Genomic DNA, 19319 nt, shown 5'->3' with positions numbered 1-19319 from the left:
GGCCTCGCTCGGCCCAAAAAACGGACTTGGGTCCACAACAACAAGAAGACCGACATCATGAAAAACAGCACACGCGTTTCGATCGCTTCACTCGCTCTTGCCATCTCGGGCGCTGCCTTCGCCGATACCGCGTCGATTGACTTCCGGCATTCGTACAACACCGACAGCCGCATGCACTCGGATCGTCTAAAACTGAATTACAGGATGGACAACGGGCTGGGGTTCGAAGGGGAGCTCAAATACAAGGTCGCGGGGGATCGCAAGGACAAGGCCTTCGACAACACCGTCAGTAATGGCCACGAATTCATCGTGAGCTACCAACACCGGATCGCTCCGAACGGGGTGCTGACGCCCGCGTTCAACATCGAAAGTGATGAGAACAAGACCTCGTACAAATGGAACCTGAAGTACCAGCACAAGCTGAACGAGCTCTTCTACGTGGCAGGTCGCTACCGTTACCAGCACGAGCGTCTCGACCGCGACAAGATCGATCGTACCGTTGCCGACCGCGGTAAGGACAACCACAACATCCATCGTTTCGATGCCTGGCTCGGTTTCACGCCGGAAGGTCCGTGGACGATCGAGTACCAGTTCTCCTACTTCGATACGGACTACATCCGCTATGACAATAAGAAGTCCGACTACGAGCAGAACCTGATCACGCGCTACCGTATCAACAAGAACTGGCGCCCCTTCATCGAAGTCGGCGATATCAAGGTGACCTCTACCTCTGACGATCGTCAGCTTCGTTTGCGCGCCGGGGTCCAGTATCAGTTCTAGAGCAGGGCGGCAGGCCCGCTGACGCGGGTATCGTCATCATCGAAGACAGTACAGGGCGGCTATCGCTCATCGAGAGGTGAGTGTGCCGCCTTTCTGCGTGATCGGCAGGCATGCCCTGCGGCCTTTGAGAGCGCGTCGGCGGGCAGCGCAGGCGGCACCGGGAATCCGCTCGACCGGATATGCGCCATCACAGGCTGTTGCCTGATCCGGTATTACGCTAGGCGCGTAGCCTGACGGGGGGCCGGCGCCGGATCAGCCCTTGATGCCGCTGCCGTTTGCCGCCCGGGCCTTGATGAGCCGCTGACGGCTGTTGATCAGGTGCAGCAACATCGCGGCGCGAGCCGAGTCCACGTCCCGGTTGGCGATGCACTGATAGATCATCTCGTGCTCGTTCACCAGGTTGTCCTTATAGGCCTGAGTGTCCGAATGTGCGGTGAATGCCGATGTCGCGCCGCTTCTTGGGATGAGCTTGGAGCCCAGGTGCTTCATGACGTCGAACAGATAGGCGTTCTGCGCGGCCTTGGCAATCTTGAGGTGAAACTGAAAATCCGAACCGATCGGGATGCCCGCGGCCGTCGCCTGGGCCGCTTCCTGCTGGAGGGCGTCCAGCGCCTTGCGAATTTCTGCCAGTGAATCTGGCGTATGGCGCTGCGCCGCGAGGCCTACGGAGGCCACTTCCAGGCTCATGCGCAGTTCCAGCAGTTCCATGATGTCGTCGGGCGTCTCGATGGTGGCTGGCCCGAGCGACATGGGCGTCGCGGCTGGCATATCGCAGACGAAGGTGCCGACGCCAGGGCGTGTTTCGACGAGGCCGGCGACCTGAAGGCGGGAGAGGGCATCGCGTACTACCGTACGGCTTACGCCTTCGGCCCGCATGATGTCCTGCTCGGCGGGGAGCTTTTCGCCGCGCTTGAGCACGCCGTCGCGCATCAGATTGGTGAGCTTTTCGACGAGACTCTCGGCGAGTCGGTTGCGCTGCCTGGGGGGTGCCGGTGTCCACAGGTAGTCGGTTCGGGGCGTCGGTTCGCTTATTGTCATGTAGTCGTGCCGTCCGTGTCCGGCCCTCTCGGCTTCGCCGAATGGAATGGACGCTTATGGTAACAGTTCAGCGACCCGGCATGATCGCGCAACCAGCCCGCGGTGCGGGCGGATGGCATGAATGGTTACAAGACGTGAGCCCGCGGGTCGGTCAGGCGCGATCCGCAGGCGCAGCAGGTGCTTCGAGGGATGCACGGAAGAGCGCCGCGACAAGATCAGTCTGACTGACAATGCCGATCAAGCGACCATGCTCATCCGTAACGGGCAGGCGATGGTTCGGTGCGTCGGCGAGTGGGCCGATCAGGTCGTCAATGAATGTGTCCGGCCGTACGGCAGAAACGGGCGCGGTGTGCGCATCGATGGGGAAGGTCGGTTCGAGCCCAGAGGCCAGGAGTGACTTGAGGGTCAATACGCCGATGAGTGTATAGCCATCGACCACCGGAAGGCTGTCCAGCCCGTGGGCCCTCATCTCCACCAGGGCCTCCTCGACCGAGGCGTCGTGCGCCACGTAGACCAGATCCCGGGACATGATGTCGTCACAACGCATGCCGCCAAACCGGCGACGGTAGGCGCGCTTTTCCGTTTCGTAGAGGATCGCCTCGAGATCCGCCTGCCCGATGTTCAATTCGAGATGGTGGGCCGATAGCGCTTCGCGAACGTCATCGGAACGAATGCCGATTCGCTCCTGGGGCAGTGGGTCTGCTGTCTTCGTCCGCGTCTGGACGGGCACGGGAAGGGGAAGAGGGTAGCTACGCTTGAGCAACGCGTTGAACATCAGCGCGATGAGAACGATCGACAGGCAGCTCAAGCCGACCGGCACCAATGCGAAGTGATAACCCAGATGGCTGATGGGCTCGCCGCCAAGCACGGCAGTCATGGCGACCGCACCGCCTGGAGGGTGTACGCAGCGGCAGAAGAACATTGCAGCGATGGCGACCGATCCTGCCACGGCTGCGGCCAACCACGTCTGTTCAATGAAGTGAGCGCATGCGACACCGACAAGCGCGGACAGCATGTTGCCGCCTATTATCGACCACGGCTGAGCCAGCGGGCTGGAAGGGACGGCGAACAGCAGAACGGCGGATGCACCCATTGGGGCAATCAGCCACGGACTTGAATCACCCAGGGCGAATCGACAGATCCAGGCGGTGACGGTCAGGCCGATGAAGGCACCCAGGCAGCTGAGAAACTGCTCAGTGAAGGGCGTGTTTTGAGGCCGCGGCAAGAAGCGTTTCAGCCACGATGCAATGGGCGTCACGGTGTACTTCGCACTCTATTGGGGCGGAGAAGTGTAACAATTGCACCAAGATGTTGCGAATGAGATGGCCACAAGCATTGCATGCCGCATGGCCAACGCGCCATGGGCAAGGTGGTGGATCTACTGGCCGGAGTTGCCTGGACTCACCAGTGACAGCCTGGCACGGTCGTCTTCGTTTGGCATCGCATTCACTCCCCGTCGATAGGCTCGTTGCGCGATATGTTCTGCGGCCTGTCGGGTTGCGTCCGAGCCGTTGTCCGCGACGGCCGCCAGCATCTTCTGTAGGCGGATGTTCAGCTCCAGTGATTCGGCGCCATCTCGTTCGAGCCCACCGAAACCGTCTTCAAGCAGGTCCTGTTCGGCCAGAGGCACCAGCGTTACGCGCTTGCAGTCGGCCGGTCTGGGCTCGAGGCTGGCCGTTTGAACGAATATTCGCGCCAGTGCCGCGAGGACGGCAATCGCGGTACCACTGTCGTTGACGGCCGGTGACAATGCTCGTTGCGCAATTTCGCCCAGCACGAGCAGGCCAAAGCGAGGGTCCTGTGCAAACGAGCGCTCGTCGCTGATATGAAACGCACCGAGCAGCCCTTTGCGAAGATCGCGGTCCGAGGATTCCTTGTCGAGCACCGCCAGCGTTACGCTGGGGTCAACCCAGCTGCCAGGTCTTACGCGAACGTGGCAGACGCTGTCGCGCTTCTCCATGAGCTGGGCCAGCGCCTCGATGTCGATATAGCTCACATAACCCACCTTGGCACCGTGCAGGGGCCACCCATGCACGGTGGCCGGCCCGCATGATGCCCCGAGGAACGGGCGCTGACGGTGGGCCCGCAGTGCACGTACAGCGACACGCTCTACGCGGCCGATCGTGTCGCCCATGCGGCCGAGCGAGGCAAGGGTCTGCAGCCAGCGAAGCAGTGCGAAGATGACCCAGCTGGTCATGAGCACAGTGCCCACGAGCAGAACGAAACGTCCCGATGGCCCGTAATAGCCAATTCCAAGGGCGAGCAGTGCGATGATGGCGTAGATGAACGCGGCGACGAAACTTGCGATAGCGGACTGGGCGCTGTCGTCCTCCATCATGAGGCGAGTAGCGCGTGGTGTTGCCGCATTGGAGGCCGAAGAGAACGCACCGACCAGAATCGATAGCGAGAACGTCGTCACCGTCAGCATGCTGGACGCGATGATGGTGAGCAGGTTACGCAGGGTTTCCTGCTCGACGTTGGGGACCTTGTCTTCAGGAAGATAGGTGTTGGCGAGCGTACCGAGCAAAGCGGCTGCGATCGCTACCAGACTCCATAGAGTAGGCCTGAACCAGAGTTGGCCTTTCAATCGAGCCAGCAGGACCTTCAGGGTGAACATCGCGAACCGCTCCATAGCCGAGGCCTGCAATCGACCCCGTGCCGGTGGAGAGAGTTTCGGTGTGAGCGAGCGTTGTGCTTACTCTTGCATGGCTCCGCCCGCGAGGGCGCAGAGTTGGATCGGGTCGATGATCTCGATTTCCTTGCCTTCCGCCGCGATCAGGCCTGTCTGCTGGAAGCGGGTGAACACACGCGAGACGGTTTCGACGGCGAGGCCGAGGTAGTTGCCTATCTCGTTGCGGGACATGGAGAGACGGAATTGGTTGGCTGAGAAGCCGCGCGCCTGGAAGCGCGCTGACAGGTTGACCAGGAAGGTCGCGATACGCTCGTCTGCGGTCTTCTTGGAAAGCAGCAGCATCATCTGCTGGTCGTCGCGAATCTCGCGGCTCATTACGCGCATCAGTTGGCGGCGCAGCTGCGGCAACTGAAGCGCCAACTCGTCGAGACGCTCGAACGGGATTTCGCAGATCGACGTGGTTTCGAGCGCCTGCGCGGACACCGGATAGCTTTCGCCATCCATGCCTGACAGCCCGACGAGCTCGCTCGGCAGGTGAAAGCCTGTGATCTGCTCTTCGCCCGCATCGGTGACGCTAAAGGTTTTCAGCGCGCCTGAGCGCACGGCGAAGACCGAGCCGAAGGTATCGCCCTGGCGAAACAGCAGTTCGTTTTTCTTAAGAGGGCGCCCCCGCTTCACGATGTCGTCCAGGGCATCCATGTCTTTCATATCGAGCGAAAGTGGCAGGCACAACGGCGCGAGACTGCAATCCTTGCAGTGAGCCTGGTGCGAGGACCGGGCGTTGAGTGGATCGGACATTCGGGGGGTTCCATCGGTGATCGAAGTCACAGAGAGTAGCGCAGACATAGGCCTTCTGTCAGTGTGGTCATTATGGCATCACGGCCTCTTTCGAGCCGTTAACGGTGGACCTTGGCGCCCTTTGAATCGGGTTCGCGATGGGCTGCCAACAGGTGTCGCGCGTCAGATAACCCGCGAATAGCGACGGCTTCCGGCCTCGACGAGGTAACGGTCGAACAGCATGCAGATCGAGCGAACGAGCAGGCGGCCAGCCGGCCGTACATCGATGCCCTGTTCATTCAGGTCGAGTAGCCCGTCGCGCGCCATCTGTTGCAGCGATGGCCAGCAATCCGAGAAATAGCTGCGAAAGTTGATAGCGAAGCGCTGCTCAATCTCGGTGAAACGCAGCTGAAACGCGCACATGAGTTGCTGAATCACGGCCTGTCGGATCTGGTCATCCAGGTCCGAACGCAGCCCGCGTACGGTGGCGAGCATGCCGTTGTCCAGGCTGGCCTGATATCGGGCCAGGTCCGTATCGTTCTGGCAGTACACGTTTCCAACCTGACTGATCGCGGAGACGCCGAGCCCGATGAGGTCGCAGTGGCCATGGGTCGTATAGCCCTGGAAGTTGCGGTGGAGCGTGCCATCCTCCTGAGCGATGGCCAATTCGTCGTCCGGCAGGGCGAAATGATCCATGCCGATGTAGCGGTAACCCGCGCGGGTCAGCTGCTCGATGCTGCGCTCGAGCATTTCCAGCTTCTGCGTCGGAGGCGGCAGGTCGCCTGCATCGATCCGGCGTTGCGGCATGAACCGCTCGGGCAGGTGGGCATAGTTGAAGACCGAGAGGCGGTCCGGCTGCAGTGCGATGATCTCGTCCACCGTCCGGGCGAAGCTGTCTGGCGTCTGCTTGGGCAGTCCATAGATGAGATCAAGGTTGATCGAGCGGAACTGCAATGTCCGTGCGGCTTCGATCAGCGTTCGGGTTTCGTCCAGGCTTTGCAGCCGGTTGATGGCCTTCTGCACATTCACGTCCAGATCCTGCACGCCCAGGCTCACACGATTGAAGCCGAGCTCACGCAAGAGGCCCATGGTCGACCAATCCGCTTCGCGAGGATCAATTTCGATACCGAAGTCGCCGCCATCCTCCAGCGTGAAGCGTTCACGCAGCGCAGCCATCAGGCGCCGAAGCTCGTCGTGATTGAGGAACGTAGGTGTGCCGCCACCAAGATGCAGCTGCTCGACGCGCTGGCGATCGCTCACGTGGCAGGCAATCAGCCCGATCTCTTTCTCGAGTCTGTCCAGATAGCCCTGGGCTCGGCTGCGGTCCTTGGTAATGACCTTGTTACAGGCGCAGTAGTAGCAAATGTTGGCGCAGAAGGGGATGTGTACGTAAAGCGAGAGTGAGCGCGAAGCACGCTGGCTGTCGCGTAGCGCCGATAGGAGATCGAACCCGCCGACGCGATCGTGAAATTGAACGGCAGTAGGGTAGGAGGTGTAGCGAGGGCCGGCATGGTCGTAACGACGAATCAGGTCGATATCCCAGCGGATGGCGTCGATCATGACGGTGCTCCGAAAAAACAGCGAATGCCGTTAGTCTAGGAGCCCCGTCATGCGCCGCCTTGATCTATATCAAGGCGCCTTCGTTAGGGGCGATTTGCTCGGTCAGGCGGTCGCCACCTGGCGGGGCTTGGACATCATCGATACCACCACGAAGCCCATCAGCGCTGCCGCCAGACCAAAGTAGATCGGGGTGTTGGCCGCCATGCCATCCTTGATCATGAAGGCGACAACGGTAGCGAAGCCGAGCGCCATGCTGCAGATCGCGCCGGCCGTCGTGGCGCGCTTCCAGTAGATCGCGCCGATAAGTGGAACCAGCATGCCGCCCACCAACAAGTTGTAGGCTACAGTCAGCGCGCCAATGACGTCGCTGATGACCAGCGAAATGCCGAGCACAACGATGCCAAGGATGAACGTCCAGCGACGGTTCTCGTGGGCATTGTCGTCATCTTCGTCGCCCTTGGCTCCGGTGAGCAAGGGCAGGACATCCTGCGAGAAGCTGGTCGATGCGGCTAGCAGGCCCGCCGCTGCGGTCGACATCAGCGCTGCCAGTGCTGCCGCGATGACCAAACCGCGGATACCATAAGGCAGGCTCAGCTGCACAACGCTGGCAAATGCGTTGTTAGGATCATCGATGTCTGGAATCAGCACATGCGCTGCCATTCCCACCAGTGCGCCCGCAAGTCCGTAGATCACGCAGTAGATCCCGGCAGCGGTGCCGGCGACCGTGGCGACACGTTGGCTGCGGGCCGTGAAAACGCGTTGCCAGACGTCCTGACCAATGAAGATGCCGAAGAAATAGATGAGGAAGTACGTGATGATGGTGTCCCAGCCGATCGCGGTTGGGCTGAAGAAGCTGTCGGGAAGGGCAGCGGCGAGTCCTTCCAGTCCGCCGGCCTTCTCGACGGACAAGGGCATGAGCAGAAACACCATGCCAACGGTCATGATCAGGAACTGCACGACGTCCGTCAGCGTCAACGACCACATGCCGCCAAGCGTGGCATAGACCACCACAAGGCCTCCGCCGCAGAGAATGGCGATCCAGAACGGAATGCCGAAGAGCACCTGCACGATCGTTCCGATGGCGATGACCGACGTTGCTGCCAGCATCAATGCATAGACCAGCATGACCATGCCGCTGGCGTGACGCGCGGCAGCGTTGTAACGGCGCTCGAGCACCTGCGTGACCGTGTAGATCCGAAGTTTGAGCAGTGGTCGCGCCAGAAGCAGGCTGATCCCGACAATACCCAGGCCCAGGGCGGCGCATAGCCAAAACCCGGAGATGCCGTGGACATAGCCCAGGCGAATCGTACCGATGGTGGAGGCACCGCCGAGCACGGTGGCGGCCATGGTGCCCATGTAGAAGCCGGGGCCAAGGTTACGGCCCGCGACGAGGTAGTCTTCCCGACTGCGGGCACGTCGCATTCCGAACCAGCCCAACACCGCCATGGCGGCTGCATAAATCAAGACGACAGCAATATCCAATGACATGATCGGAATCTCCCTCGGCCTTTCTTGTAGTTGAAATTGTCATGGCCAGCGCCGCCGGGAGACGGCGCTGGCGGCCGGCCAGCAGGGCGCTGGCCTGGTGTACCCGGGTGGCGCCCGATCAGCGACGCACGACGCCCGGCAGGACGCAGAGCATTTCGTAGAGCAGATTTGCGCCCAGCAGCGCAGTGTTACCCGTGGTGTCGTACGGCGGAGAGACCTCCACCAGGTCGCAGCCAACAAGATCCAGGCCCCAGCAACCTCGGATGATTTCCAGTGCCTGGATCGTGGTGAGCCCGCCGACTTCCGGTGTGCCGGTACCCGGGGCCCAGGCAGGGTCGATGCCGTCGATGTCGAAGCTCAGGTAAACCGGGCCACCGCCGACCTGCTCACGCACTTCTGCCATGAGCGGTGCAAGCGACTTGTGCCAGCACTCCTCGGCCTGCACGACGCGGAAGCCCTGGTCGCGGCTCCAGTTGAAGTCATCCGCGGTGTAGCCCTGCGCCCGCAACCCGATCTGCACGACACGGTTGCAATCGAGCAGCCCTTCTTCCCGCGCACGGCGGAAGGTGGTGCCGTGGGCAATCTTTTCATTGAACATGTGATCGTTGACGTCGGCGTGCGCGTCCACGTGGACCAGTCCAACCGGGCCGTGCTTGCGAGCGATGGCACGCAGGATCGGCAACGTCATGGTGTGGTCGCCGCCCAGGCTGAGCGGAATGAGGTCGTGCTGGAGCAGCGCGTGGTAGTGCTCCTCGATGATGCGCACTGAGTCCTTTAGGTCGAAGGTATTGAGCGGCACGTCGCCAATGTCGGCCACGGACAGCGAGTCGAACGGGGCAGCGCCCGTCGCCATGTTGTAGGGACGAATCATGACGGACTCGGCGCGGATGGCGCGCGGGCCGAACCGGGTGCCAGAGCGCAGCGAGGTTCCGATATCCAGTGGAATGCCGATGAACGCGGCATCGAGGCCTTCAGGCGATTCCAGATTAGGCAGGCGCAGCATGGTGGCAATGCCGCCGAAGCGAGGCATTTCGTTACCGCCCAGCGGTTGGTGGAGGGTTTTATCCATCGTCATTGTTCCTCTATCCAATCGTCGATGGCCCGATTCTGAGAAGTGCGCCCTCAAAGAAGAATCGCCAGTTTCAAAAACTTACTTCATGATTTTGTGAAGTATCAGAGTCGAGAGGGAAGGCCATGTCCATGTCCGCGCTGGATCTGCGGCAACTGAGGGTATTTCTGGCAGTGGTGCGCCATGGGGGCTTCACGGCTGCGCAACAGGAACTCAATCTTTCGTCCTCCGCCATCAGCACCTACATGAGCCAGTTGGAAGAGAAGCTCGGGTTCGTCATCTGCCTGCGTGGGCGAGGCGGATTCCGCCTGACCGAAAAAGGCGAGGCACTGCACCGCGAGGCGCTTCGCCTGTTCGACGAGATGACCCTGTTCGAGCGCTATACCGACGCGCTGAAGGGCGACCTGACGGGGACGTTGAATGTTGGCCTCATCGACTCGACAGTCAGCGAGCGCGCGCTCTCGATGGCTGATTGCATTGGCGCTTTCACGCAGAAGCATGTCGGCGTCCATATCAATCTGTCGATCCATGGCCCGCGAGAGCTGCAGAACGGCGTCCTGGAGAACCGCCTGGATGTCGCGATCGGTGCCTTCTACAACCCGGCGAACGGCCTCATCTATCAACCGCTATATCGCGAACAGCATTGGCTGTACTGCAGTGATCGCCATCCGCTGTTCAGCGAGACCGACGTCACCATTGAGCGCGTAAGCGAGCAGCGGATGGTAGGGCGAGGCTACTGGAGCCAGGCGGAGTTGGCGCGCCAGGGACTCAAGCAGAGCGCTGCGACCGTGGAAAGTATGGAAGCGCAGCTGATCCTGATCCTGTCAGGCGGATACCTCGGCTATCTGCCCGAGCACTACGCCGCATCCTGGGTGGAACAGGGCCGCCTGAGAGCAATGCAGCGTGCATCGTTCGGCTATCAGGCGCCGTTCTCGATGATCGTCCGGCGGGGCCGCTCGCGCGAACCCCTTATCCAGAGCTTCAGGGATCTGGTCCGTTGCTCCGTTACATCACCACTACGTTAAGTGGCCGACGCTTGGAGGCCGGGCGAGCTATTTGCGCACCCATTTGCCGTTGACCTGAATATATTGACCACCGGGCGTGCGCTCGAGCGCCTTCTGGCCAGCAATGGCCTCGACATCGCCCAGGCCAATGCCATTTTGTTGTGCCACCTTTTGGTATTCGGCTCGGCGAGCCTGATTGATCAGGTCGGCGATCTCTTGCGCGCGGGCACCCGGCTGAACCACGCCGAGATAGCCATTGGGCTGCTCACCCACCAGCCCGCTGTCCTTGGCACCGCTCAGTGAGGACATCGCCTCGTTCAGGCTCATGGCCAGCGCCGGCAAGCTGATGCAGGCGACGAGGGCGGCGGTCAGTGCAAATTTCCAACGCATGGGCAAACTCCTCAGAACAGGCCGCTGGATTCGTTGATGATCCCATCCAGGGCCTTGTCGACCTTGATGTAGATTTCGTGTTCGATCTTCACGTTCAGGTTGATGTTGATCGGCTCGTTCGGCACCGCCAGTTGAACGGTCGGCGTGCACGCTGACACGATCAGGGCGGCCAACAAAGCGCAGGGCAGGCGCAGGCTCGTCACAGGGTTACCTCCTTGGCGTATCGGCCGGTGCGTTTCGCCGCTGCAGGCGTTCCTGCACGCGGCGCTGAATGGTTTCGCTTACGCGGTCGGTAAGCTGCAGGCTGGTCAACAAGGCCGGAATGTCCTCTTCCAGATTCACATTGAAGTTGATCTGCCGGCCTTTTTCGATGGAAGGATTGCTGCCTTCCAGTCGCAGGGCCAGCAGCAGTGTGCCGTCTTGGCGGTAGTCCACGCCACTGTTCAATACGCTATAGCGGAAGTCGTCGAGCGCGTCTGCGACGAGCTTCATGCCAGGGTTGCTGCGCCCGAGCGCGCGTATCCGTTCGGAGCGAAAGCTCAGCACGCCGCCGGGCACCCGCGCCGTGACACGCCCATTCTCGATGATCGGTCCTGCCCCGGCGAACCGCACCGGTAGCTCGCCATCCAGCACGCCCGTACCGGTCAGGCCTTCAGTGGGGTAGAGCCGAAGCAGTTCGGCGAGGTCCATACCGGTCATGTGGATATGGGTCCGGCCAGCGCCGGTGGCGAAATTCCATGCGTCAGGGGCCAGGGCGAAGCGGCCCTTGGCGAAGCTCAGCTCAGCGCGGTCCCAGCGCAGCGTGCCGCCCGCCGGTGTATCGAGACGGGCCTTATAATGGCCGGCAGCTATGGCAGGGCCGACGGGCATACCGGGGTTGAGCTCACGGACCTGTACGGTGGGCAGGTCGAGTCGCATGGCGTCGTTACGGATCGTGAGTTTCGCCTGGCCGTCGACGCCTGTCAGGTCGGTACGGTCATAGGTGCCGTCCAGGCCTGTCGCGGCAAGATCAATGCTGCCATCCAAGGGGCGATCGGTTGGGAGCACCATCGTACCTTGCCAGCGCAGACGGCCATTTCCGAGTGCAAGTGTGGCGGGCCATGCCTCGAACGTGGCCGCCAGGCTGTTCCCTGCGCGAAAGAAGACATCCTCACCATTCACAGCCAGATCGAGCTCATCGGCGTTGTTCGCCAGCCGTATATCGCCGGCCAGACCGCTGTCGTTGCGAAGCTTTCCACTCAGGCGCTGTGCGCGGGTATCGCCAGCCACCTCGCCATCCCATTGCCACCCCTGTGGCTTGAGGACGGATTGGAGGAGGCGTTCGGTGCGCACGGCCGCTCCGCCCCGAAACGTAAGCGGTGTGCTTTTGCCGTCGAACGGCGCGGTGACGGTCGTGGTGTTCAGCTTCGCAACGATCTTCTCCATTGCAACTGCTGGAGAGGCCTGATCCCCGATTGCCAATCGGCCGGCTTGAATCACCGAACCCGGTTTTATGTTCAAACGCAGGCCACTCGTGTCGAAGGCGGCGTCTGCAATCAGCTTAGTGTCGACGGATTGTGCGCTGACGGATCCCAGCGCGAGCTTCGCAAGCTTGCCAGTGAGCGTTGCGCTGCGCAGCGTGAGGGTCCGCTGAGCTGGATTAGCCAAGGCCTGGGCGCTGAGCTTAAGCGCCGTGGCGCCCTGAGTGCGCAGGTCAACGTCCAGGGGCAATGTGCCGGTTTCGGCAGATGTGGCAGATGTGGCAGAGGGGGCAGAGGGGGCAATGCGGGCTGTGATGACGCCAGGCCGGGTACCGGCTGGAAGCGCATCCAACCAGGGGCCTTCCGGCTGGTCGAGACGCAAATCGGCATCCAGACGCAAGGGCAACCATACCCCGGCGGATCCATTGAGCTCGGTATCGACTCGACCCTGAAGTCGACCCAGAGTGGCGACTGGCCACGCCTTCGGTAGTTCGATGCGTGCATCAATCGTACCTTCAATTTCGGCGGGGGACAGCGCATCGAGCGGCCCGGCAGGAAGGGACAATGCCCAGCGTCCATCCAGCCGCAGATCATCAGGCAAGGCTGGCAGCGCAGGCAGTTCAACCCATTCGGATGCCCACGTCAGGAGCCAGGGGGTCTCAGGAAGCGTCGGTATCTTCAGCGTCCCAGTGGACCGGCGCGGCGGGTTCAGGTCGATATCAGCTGACAGGTTCGCGCGCGCCTGGTCGTCGAGGCGGAGTGCAGCCTGAAGGTTGGGTTGGTCGAGCGCCCCGTCGATGATGACGTCCAGACCTACGTGGTGGCTCTCCCGCTGCAGTTCGATGTAGGCCTTCAGCGGCAGCGTCGCGTCAACCGGCCGGTGAACACGTGCGCTTCCCATCAGAGTGCATTGCCCCGCCCGGCAGGGTAGTCGCGTTTCGAAATGCGTTACTTCCAGTTCGGCCGGCAACCACCGAGGCAGATCGGGCAGGCGCTTGATATCCCAGTCTGAAGGGCCCGTAGTGTCGGCCTCGTCGGGCCCGTGCTGCTCGATGAGCAACTGCTCGGCCCTTACCGAAGCCGGTAACCCGAACCCTTGCCATCCCACGTCCAGTCCCTTGACTGCAAGTGTCACGCTACCGTCCGCCTCGGTTCGGCGCAGATCGAGCGTTCGAAGGGCAACGCCATTGCGGTGGATTGAAATGCCATCCCAGCCGAGCTCGATGCCCTGTTTACGTAGCAGGATCCACATTGAAGCCCACGCTGCCAGCGCCAGCACCGCTAGAAGTACGAATAGGGCGATTACAACCTTGACGGCTCGATGACGGGAAGGGTGGGGTTGCGACACGCGATCCTCGTTCTGGCATGGATGCTAAGGCAAGGGTGCAGCGTAACCCGGCGCTTGGTAAATGTGTCGAACTGAAATGCTTGGAAATGGGGCGGAATACAAGCCGATCGAGGGGGACGGCGGGTGCGACGGTTGGTCCGCAAATCGGACTTGATTTTCCCGGCGGCCGCTTGGCTTCTGGCCTTCGGCCATATGCCCCGATACAGGGCACGCCCTTGGTCTCGTGATTTCACTTGTGCACATTTGTGTCGCACTGCAGGGCTTGACATTCCGGAACGCCCGTAAACCGGGCATTCTCGGACGCTATAAACGTAAGTTACTGATTTAAAAGGAAATATTTATATGATGAAAAAATCGTCAATCTAACTCGGAGCCCCATAAACCAAGGGATTCGGCGGTTTCCCACCACCTTATCCACGTCTTTATCCACAGCTTTTGTGGATTGTTTTCAAGCAATTTCTAGATCAAGGCAGCTATTAAACCGCAAGTGCTATTCGAGAAATATCCAAATCCGGGTTAGCGCTTTACCGACATGTGTCGGCTCATCAGGGCCCTCAGCGCAGCCGGCTTGACGGGCTTGGGTAGGTAGTCGCAACCGTTGGATGTGATGGTGTCGATCAGCTCGGGTCGGCCATCTGCGCTAATGACGATAGCGGGGACAGCGACCCCTTGCGTTTGACGAACCCGATTGACGACGGAGGTGCCGAGATCACCCTGATCGAGGTGGTAGTCCGCCAGGATGATGTCGATCGGGCCCGCTGCCAGTTGCTGCTCGCATTCTGCGCGGTTGCGCGCCACTCGAACGGTGCAACCCCAGCGCGAGAGCAGGCTCTGCATGCCGGCCAGGATGTTTTCCTCATTATCGACACACAGGACCTCGATGCCGTGAAGCTCGGCACCCACCCTGGGCGTACGAGACACAGTGGCTTGTGGAGCAGGGCGCTCGGCCATCGGCACACTCACGCTGAATACGCTGCCATGCCCCGGCCAGGATCGGACCTCCAGGCGGTGCCCCAGGACACGGCAAAGGCCGTCGGCAATGGCCAACCCTAACCCCAGCCCTTTCTCCGCTCGCGTCTGGTGGCTGTCGAGCCGCTTGAACTCCTCGAAAATTTCCTTTCGCTTGTCTTCCGGAATGCCGGGGCCGCGGTCCCATACCTCCAGTCTCAGCCAGCCGTTTTCACGGCGCACGCCAAGCAGCACCTTGCCCTTGGCATACCGAAAGGCGTTAGTCAGGAAGTTCTGCAGGATGCGGCGCAGCATCTTGCTGTCACTGAGTATATAGGCGCCGCTGCTGCGCACGCGAAGGGCGACGCCCTGTTCCTGGGCCAATACGCTGAATTCGCTGTCCAGGGTCTCGAAGAGTGTTGCGATGGGAAAGACACTGGGTGTAGGCGCCAGGCGGCCACTCTCGAGCCTGGAGATATCCAGCAGGTCTGCAATCAGATCTTCGGCCGAACGTAGCGCGCTGTCGAGTTGGCGCACCAGGGCATTTGCCTCGCCGCCGAGGTCGTCCTGATGCGCAAGCGCGGCCGAGAAGAGCCGGGCCGCGTTCAAGGGCTGCATCAGGTCATGGCTCACGGCAGCCAGGAAGCGCGTTTTGGACTGATTGGCGGCCTCGGCATGTGCCTTGGCCTCGGTCAGCGCAACGTTCAGCTGCGACAGCTCGTGGGTCCGCTCGGCCACGCGCTGTTCCAGGCCCTCGTTGGCTGCCTTGAGTGCCCGCTCCGCCTCTCGGAATTCGGTGATGTCCGTAAAACTCATGACAAAGCCGCCGCCCGGCATCGGGTTGCCGATGAGTTCGATTACCCGACCATTGGGGAACAACCGTTCGGACGTATGCGGCGTACCCTGACGCATCCAGAACAGCCGCTTTTCGACGTGCTCGTCAGCATCGCCCGGCCCGCACAACCCGCGTTCGGCGTTGAAACGGATGATGTCGGCGATCGGCCGGCCCACATAGATCAGCTCCTCGGGGTACTCGAAGAGCTGCAAATACTGGTGGTTCCAGGCCACGAGGCGCTGCTGGTGATCCGCGACGCTGATGCCCTGGGTAATATTCTCGATCGCGCCCTGCAGCAAGGCTCGGTTGAATTCCAGAACTTCCGACGTTTCATCGGCGATCCGCACCACGTCCTCGACCTGCATCTCGCGGCCTTCGATGGCGGCCTTCACCACTGCACGCGTCGACGACGCGCCCAGTACGCCTGCCAGCAGTCGTTCGGTATGGGCGATCCACTTTCCATCTGCCGCCTGCCCTGGATCGAAAGGTAGGCCTTGAGCCGTAGAAAACTGGATGAAGCTCTCCCGAGCGCGCTCTTCGCCGACGAATCGGCCCGACAGCAGGATGAGATCGGCGACCTGTACGGCGAGCAGGGGACGCTGGTTTGGTTGTGGGGCGATTTCCTGCCCCACGAAGCGGCTGGCCTGCCAGTGCTCCGAGACACGCGTCTTCGACAATAGGGAAACGATGGCAAACAGAAGGAAGTTGCCGGACAGCGAAATGGCTACGCCACGGGTCAGGGGATCCACATCGAGCCCAAAGGGTTCGTAGAGCAGCCAAAGCAGGCCTGGGAACGCCTCCAGTGGCCAATCCATCCCGCGCGCCAGCTGCGGCAGCACCATGATGTAGGCCCAGAGCATGGCGCCCATGGCAAGGCCCGCGAATACGCCGCGGCGGTTGGCCTGTTTCCAGACGAGCGCGCCAATCATGGCCGGCGCGAGCTGGGCGATCGCGGCGAATGCAACCTGGCCAATGGTGGCGAGGCTGGTGCTCGGGCCAAGGAGTCGATAGCAGACGTAGGCCAATAGCAGAATCAGCGCGATGCTGACGCGCCGAGCCGTGAGAATCCACAGTCGGAACAGGACGAACGGGCGGTCCGCCGTTCGACGACGCAGCAGCCAGGGCAGGAGTAGATCGTTTGTGAGCATCGTCGACAGGGCGACCGTTTCGACGATCACCATGCCGGTGGCCGCCGAGGCACCACCGAGGAAGGCCAAGAGCGCGAGGGCCGGATACCCTTCGCCCAGCGGCAGGCTGATCACGAAGGAGTCGGGAATGACGCCCGGCGGCAAGTGCAGCTGCCCGGCTAGCGCAATCGGTACCACGAACAGCGCCGCCAGCACCAGGTACCCCGGGAATACCCAGCGCGCGAGTTTCAGATCACGTGCGTCGGTGTTTTCCACCACCGTCACATGGAATTGCCGAGGCAGGCAAATGATCGCGATCAACGAAATGCCGACCTGGATCATCATGTACGGCCAGTTGACGGTTTCTGCCCAATAGTCCGACAGCCGTGTGTCCTGGCGGGCATAGCTGAGCAGGTCCGAGAAGCCGTCATGCATGACGAAAACGGCGAAGATCCCGACCGCGATGAAGGCAACCAGCTTGATGATGGATTCGAACGCGATCGCCAGAACCAGCCCGCGGTGATGCTCGGTCGCATCCAGGCTGCGCGTGCCGAACAGGATGGCAAAAACCGCCAGGACCAGCGAGATGATAAGCGCCGTATCCTGCGCTTGCGTAGCTGTAGAGTCGGCACTGGCGCCTATCAGCAGGTTGACGCCAAGCACGATTCCCTTGAGCTGAAGCGCAATGTAGGGAAGGACCCCGACCAGGCAGATCAGCGCTACCACGATGGCGAGCGACTGGGACTTCCCGTAGCGCGCGGCAATGAAGTCGGCAATCGAGGTGATGTTCTCCTGTTTGCTGATCATCACCATCTTGTGAAGCACCCAGGGCGCCCCAAGCATTAATAGCACCGGCCCCAGATAGATCGGCAAAAAAGCCCATAACTGCTCGGCGGCTTGCCCGACCGAGCCGAAGAACGTCCAGCTGGTGCAGTAGACGGCAAGCGAAAGGCTGTAGACCCAGGCCTGGAAGCGGGGTGGCAGTGGGGTATTCCGACGGTCGCCATAAAACGCGATCGCGAACAGGGTCGCCATGTAGGCCAGAGCCACGAGGGCAATCAGTCCAATTGACAGTTGCATGCAGTCTCCAAATGCAGCGGTCGGCAGCGTCGCGCAGGGTCAGGACCAAGGGATGGGCTGGCGAAGATGCTGGCAGTCTAAGCGCCGCCCGTCGCGACGTCACGGTGGGCCCGCTCAAACCATCCGCAGGGCACGAGGCAATTTGAATATGCCGGTCGTTTCGATTGAGAAAATCTTTCCCGGTGAGGCGGCTCGGAGCGCTAAGCTTGTCCCTATCGGCAGATCGGAATCATCGGTCCGAACGGGACCGTCATTCGCAGGTCAGATGCGTCTACCATGGTCGAAACCGCCTTGAGTGGTGGCGTCGCCCCTGTTAGCGTGCATCGCCGGATGCCCTTTCGCTCGAGAGATCGCCCCATGTTCGAACCACAGCCCGTCACCCTGCAACGCGGCGCACTGCGCCTCGAACCGCTGGCCGAGACGGACGTTGCCGAGCTCGTGAGCCTCGCCGATCGCAACCGCGACGCGCTCCGCTACATCAACGGGCCGTTACGCCCCGACTGGTACCGCCAGGCGATTGCCGAACAGCGGGACAACCTGAGTTTTCCATTCGCAATCCGCATGGGCGACGCATTGGTCGGCACGACCCGCTTCGCTGACTTCCTTCCTGCACTGCCAGCTGTCGAAATTGGCTGGACGTGGCTCGACGCGGGCCAGCACGGCACGGGCCTGAACGCGAGCATCAAGTACCTGATGCTGCGTCACGCCTTCGAAAGCTGGAACATGGTCCGCGTACAGATCAAGACCGCGGCCAGCAATGCGCGGGCGCAGGCGGCCATCGAGAAGCTCGGCGCGGTGCGCGAGGGGCTGCTTCGTAACCACCGTAGGCTGGCGGATGGGCGTTTGGATGATACCGTAATGTTCAGCATCACCGACCGTGAATGGCCAGCGGTGAAAGCCCGGCTGGAGGCCGGTTTCACCGGCTGATTGAGTGCGCGACAGCGAAGAGGCCCGATTCTGGCGTGCGGGCGGCGTACCCGACCTTGAGCTGCTCAGTGCCCGCTACGTCAATCATCGCTTTGCGCCGCACGCTCATGACAGCTTCGTATTCGCCGTCATCGAGTCAGGTGTCGAGCGGTTTCGCTATCGGGGACAAGACCATTACGCGGACGCCGGGACCATCGCCTTGCTCAACCCCGACGAAGTGCATACGGGCGAGCGGGGCGACGACTCGGGCTGGCGCTACCGCGTTTTCTATCCTTCCGCCTCTGCCATACTCGGTGTCTTCGAAGAACTCGGCTACCGAACGGGTACGATGCCCGCGTTCGAAGGATGCCTACGTCAAGACGGCGACGCGTGCACTATGCTGTTGCGCCTGCACCGACTATTCGAAACGAACGCATCCGTTCTCCAGCAGCAGACCGCCTGGCGCGATGTGTTGCTCTGCCTGTTCCAGCGCTATGCAAGGTTGCCCTCACCGAGGTCGCCGGGCCATGAGCCGGCCGCCGTTACACGGGCGAAGGAGCGGCTAAGCGCTTCGCTTTCTGACCCGCCTTCATTGGACGCGCTCGCAGCGGAAGTCGGTCTCTCCGCGTTTCACTTCTCCCGGGTCTTCCGTAGGACCGTCGGCATGCCACCGTATGCATGGCTTTGCCAGCGCAGGCTGGAGCAGGCCAAGGTGCTGTTGAGGGCAGGTTGCCTGCCGTTGGAGGTCGCCGCGCTGTTGGGCTTTTCCGATCAAAGCCATCTGACGCGCCAGTTCAAACGTGCCTATGGCGTTGCACCGGGTGAATATCGGAGCGCAACGGCGGTCTAGTTTTCAAGTGGTAGCGCCGGCTCGGCG

15 protein-coding genes are annotated in these 19319 nt (G+C 61.6%); 4 read left to right on the top strand and 11 right to left on the bottom strand.

Translation table 11 applies throughout. The annotated features are described in order from the left end of the window. Positions 1 to 57: 57 nt before the first annotated feature. A complete protein-coding gene (locus tag ACY8D3_RS11065; RefSeq protein WP_462378831.1) occupies positions 58 to 780 on the top strand; it encodes an oligogalacturonate-specific porin KdgM family protein in 723 nt (240 codons plus the stop codon). A gap of 252 nt (positions 781 to 1032) precedes the next feature. Here ACY8D3_RS11065 and ACY8D3_RS11060 read toward each other — a convergent pair whose 3' ends face one another. From ACY8D3_RS11060 to speB, 7 genes are all read right to left on the bottom strand, one after another. Further along, complete coding sequence (locus tag ACY8D3_RS11060; RefSeq protein ID WP_462378830.1) at positions 1033 to 1818, bottom strand: FadR/GntR family transcriptional regulator; 786 nt, start codon at positions 1816 to 1818, stop codon at positions 1033 to 1035. A 151-nt stretch (positions 1819 to 1969) separates the two neighbouring features. Continuing rightward, positions 1970 to 3043: an HPP family protein gene (locus ACY8D3_RS11055; RefSeq protein ID WP_462378829.1), complete on the bottom strand. Its 1074-nt coding sequence runs from the start codon at positions 3041 to 3043 to the stop codon at positions 1970 to 1972. A 153-nt stretch (positions 3044 to 3196) separates the two neighbouring features. Beyond that, positions 3197 to 4435 carry a DUF2254 domain-containing protein gene (locus ACY8D3_RS11050; RefSeq protein ID WP_462378828.1) on the bottom strand — a complete coding sequence of 413 codons (1239 nt, stop codon included), beginning with the start codon at positions 4433 to 4435 and terminating at the stop codon, positions 3197 to 3199. A 78-nt stretch (positions 4436 to 4513) separates the two neighbouring features. After that, the gene (gene fnr, locus ACY8D3_RS11045) at positions 4514 to 5248 is read right to left on the bottom strand and encodes a fumarate/nitrate reduction transcriptional regulator Fnr (RefSeq protein WP_462378827.1); all 735 of its coding nucleotides are present in this window, start codon (positions 5246 to 5248) and stop codon (positions 4514 to 4516) included. 162 nt (positions 5249 to 5410) lie between these two features. Then, on the bottom strand, positions 5411 to 6787 hold the full coding sequence (gene hemN, locus ACY8D3_RS11040; RefSeq protein WP_462378826.1) for an oxygen-independent coproporphyrinogen III oxidase: 1377 nt from the start codon (positions 6785 to 6787) through the stop codon (positions 5411 to 5413). A gap of 102 nt (positions 6788 to 6889) precedes the next feature. Continuing rightward, positions 6890 to 8275, bottom strand: coding sequence for a sodium:solute symporter family protein (locus tag ACY8D3_RS11035; protein ID WP_462378825.1), 1386 nt, complete (start codon positions 8273 to 8275; stop codon positions 6890 to 6892). A gap of 118 nt (positions 8276 to 8393) precedes the next feature. Then, the gene (speB, locus tag ACY8D3_RS11030) at positions 8394 to 9344 is read right to left on the bottom strand and encodes an agmatinase (RefSeq protein WP_462378824.1); all 951 of its coding nucleotides are present in this window, start codon (positions 9342 to 9344) and stop codon (positions 8394 to 8396) included. A gap of 125 nt (positions 9345 to 9469) precedes the next feature. On the opposite strand from speB, the gene ACY8D3_RS11025 reads away from it, so the two are divergent. Then, positions 9470 to 10369, top strand: a complete 900-nt coding sequence (locus ACY8D3_RS11025; protein WP_462378823.1) for a LysR family transcriptional regulator — start codon at positions 9470 to 9472, stop codon at positions 10367 to 10369. 27 nt (positions 10370 to 10396) lie between these two features. On the opposite strand, the gene ACY8D3_RS11020 is transcribed toward ACY8D3_RS11025, so the two are convergent. The 4 genes from ACY8D3_RS11020 to ACY8D3_RS11005 all read right to left on the bottom strand — a co-directional run bounded on the left by ACY8D3_RS11020 (position 10397) and on the right by ACY8D3_RS11005 (position 17536). Next, positions 10397 to 10738: a YdbL family probable chaperone protein gene (locus tag ACY8D3_RS11020; protein ID WP_462378822.1), complete on the bottom strand. Its 342-nt coding sequence runs from the start codon at positions 10736 to 10738 to the stop codon at positions 10397 to 10399. Between the two features lie 11 nt (positions 10739 to 10749). Then, positions 10750 to 10932 carry a YnbE family lipoprotein gene (locus ACY8D3_RS11015; RefSeq protein ID WP_462384347.1) on the bottom strand — a complete coding sequence of 61 codons (183 nt, stop codon included), beginning with the start codon at positions 10930 to 10932 and terminating at the stop codon, positions 10750 to 10752. Between the two features lie 13 nt (positions 10933 to 10945). Then, complete coding sequence (locus tag ACY8D3_RS11010) at positions 10946 to 13546, bottom strand: intermembrane phospholipid transport YdbH family protein (protein ID WP_462378821.1); 2601 nt, start codon at positions 13544 to 13546, stop codon at positions 10946 to 10948. 516 nt (positions 13547 to 14062) lie between these two features. Further along, positions 14063 to 17536, bottom strand: a complete 3474-nt coding sequence (locus tag ACY8D3_RS11005; RefSeq protein ID WP_462378820.1) for a PAS domain-containing hybrid sensor histidine kinase/response regulator — start codon at positions 17534 to 17536, stop codon at positions 14063 to 14065. Positions 17537 to 17893: 357 nt separating this feature from the next. Between ACY8D3_RS11005 and ACY8D3_RS11000 the strand changes: the two genes are divergently transcribed. Both ACY8D3_RS11000 and ACY8D3_RS10995 read left to right on the top strand, forming a co-directional pair. Continuing rightward, positions 17894 to 18463 (top strand): GNAT family N-acetyltransferase, encoded by a 570-nt coding sequence (locus ACY8D3_RS11000; protein ID WP_462378819.1) that lies wholly within the window; start codon positions 17894 to 17896, stop codon positions 18461 to 18463. A gap of 4 nt (positions 18464 to 18467) precedes the next feature. Further along, entirely contained in the window at positions 18468 to 19292 is an 825-nt protein-coding gene (locus ACY8D3_RS10995) for an AraC family transcriptional regulator (RefSeq protein WP_462378818.1), read from the top strand. Positions 19293 to 19319: the final 27 nt, after the last annotated feature.

The organism is Pseudomonas sp. Marseille-QA0892, assembly GCF_054950135.1.
Note: the sequence above shows the minus strand (reverse complement) of the source record. Positions and strands in the feature narration are given on the sequence as shown.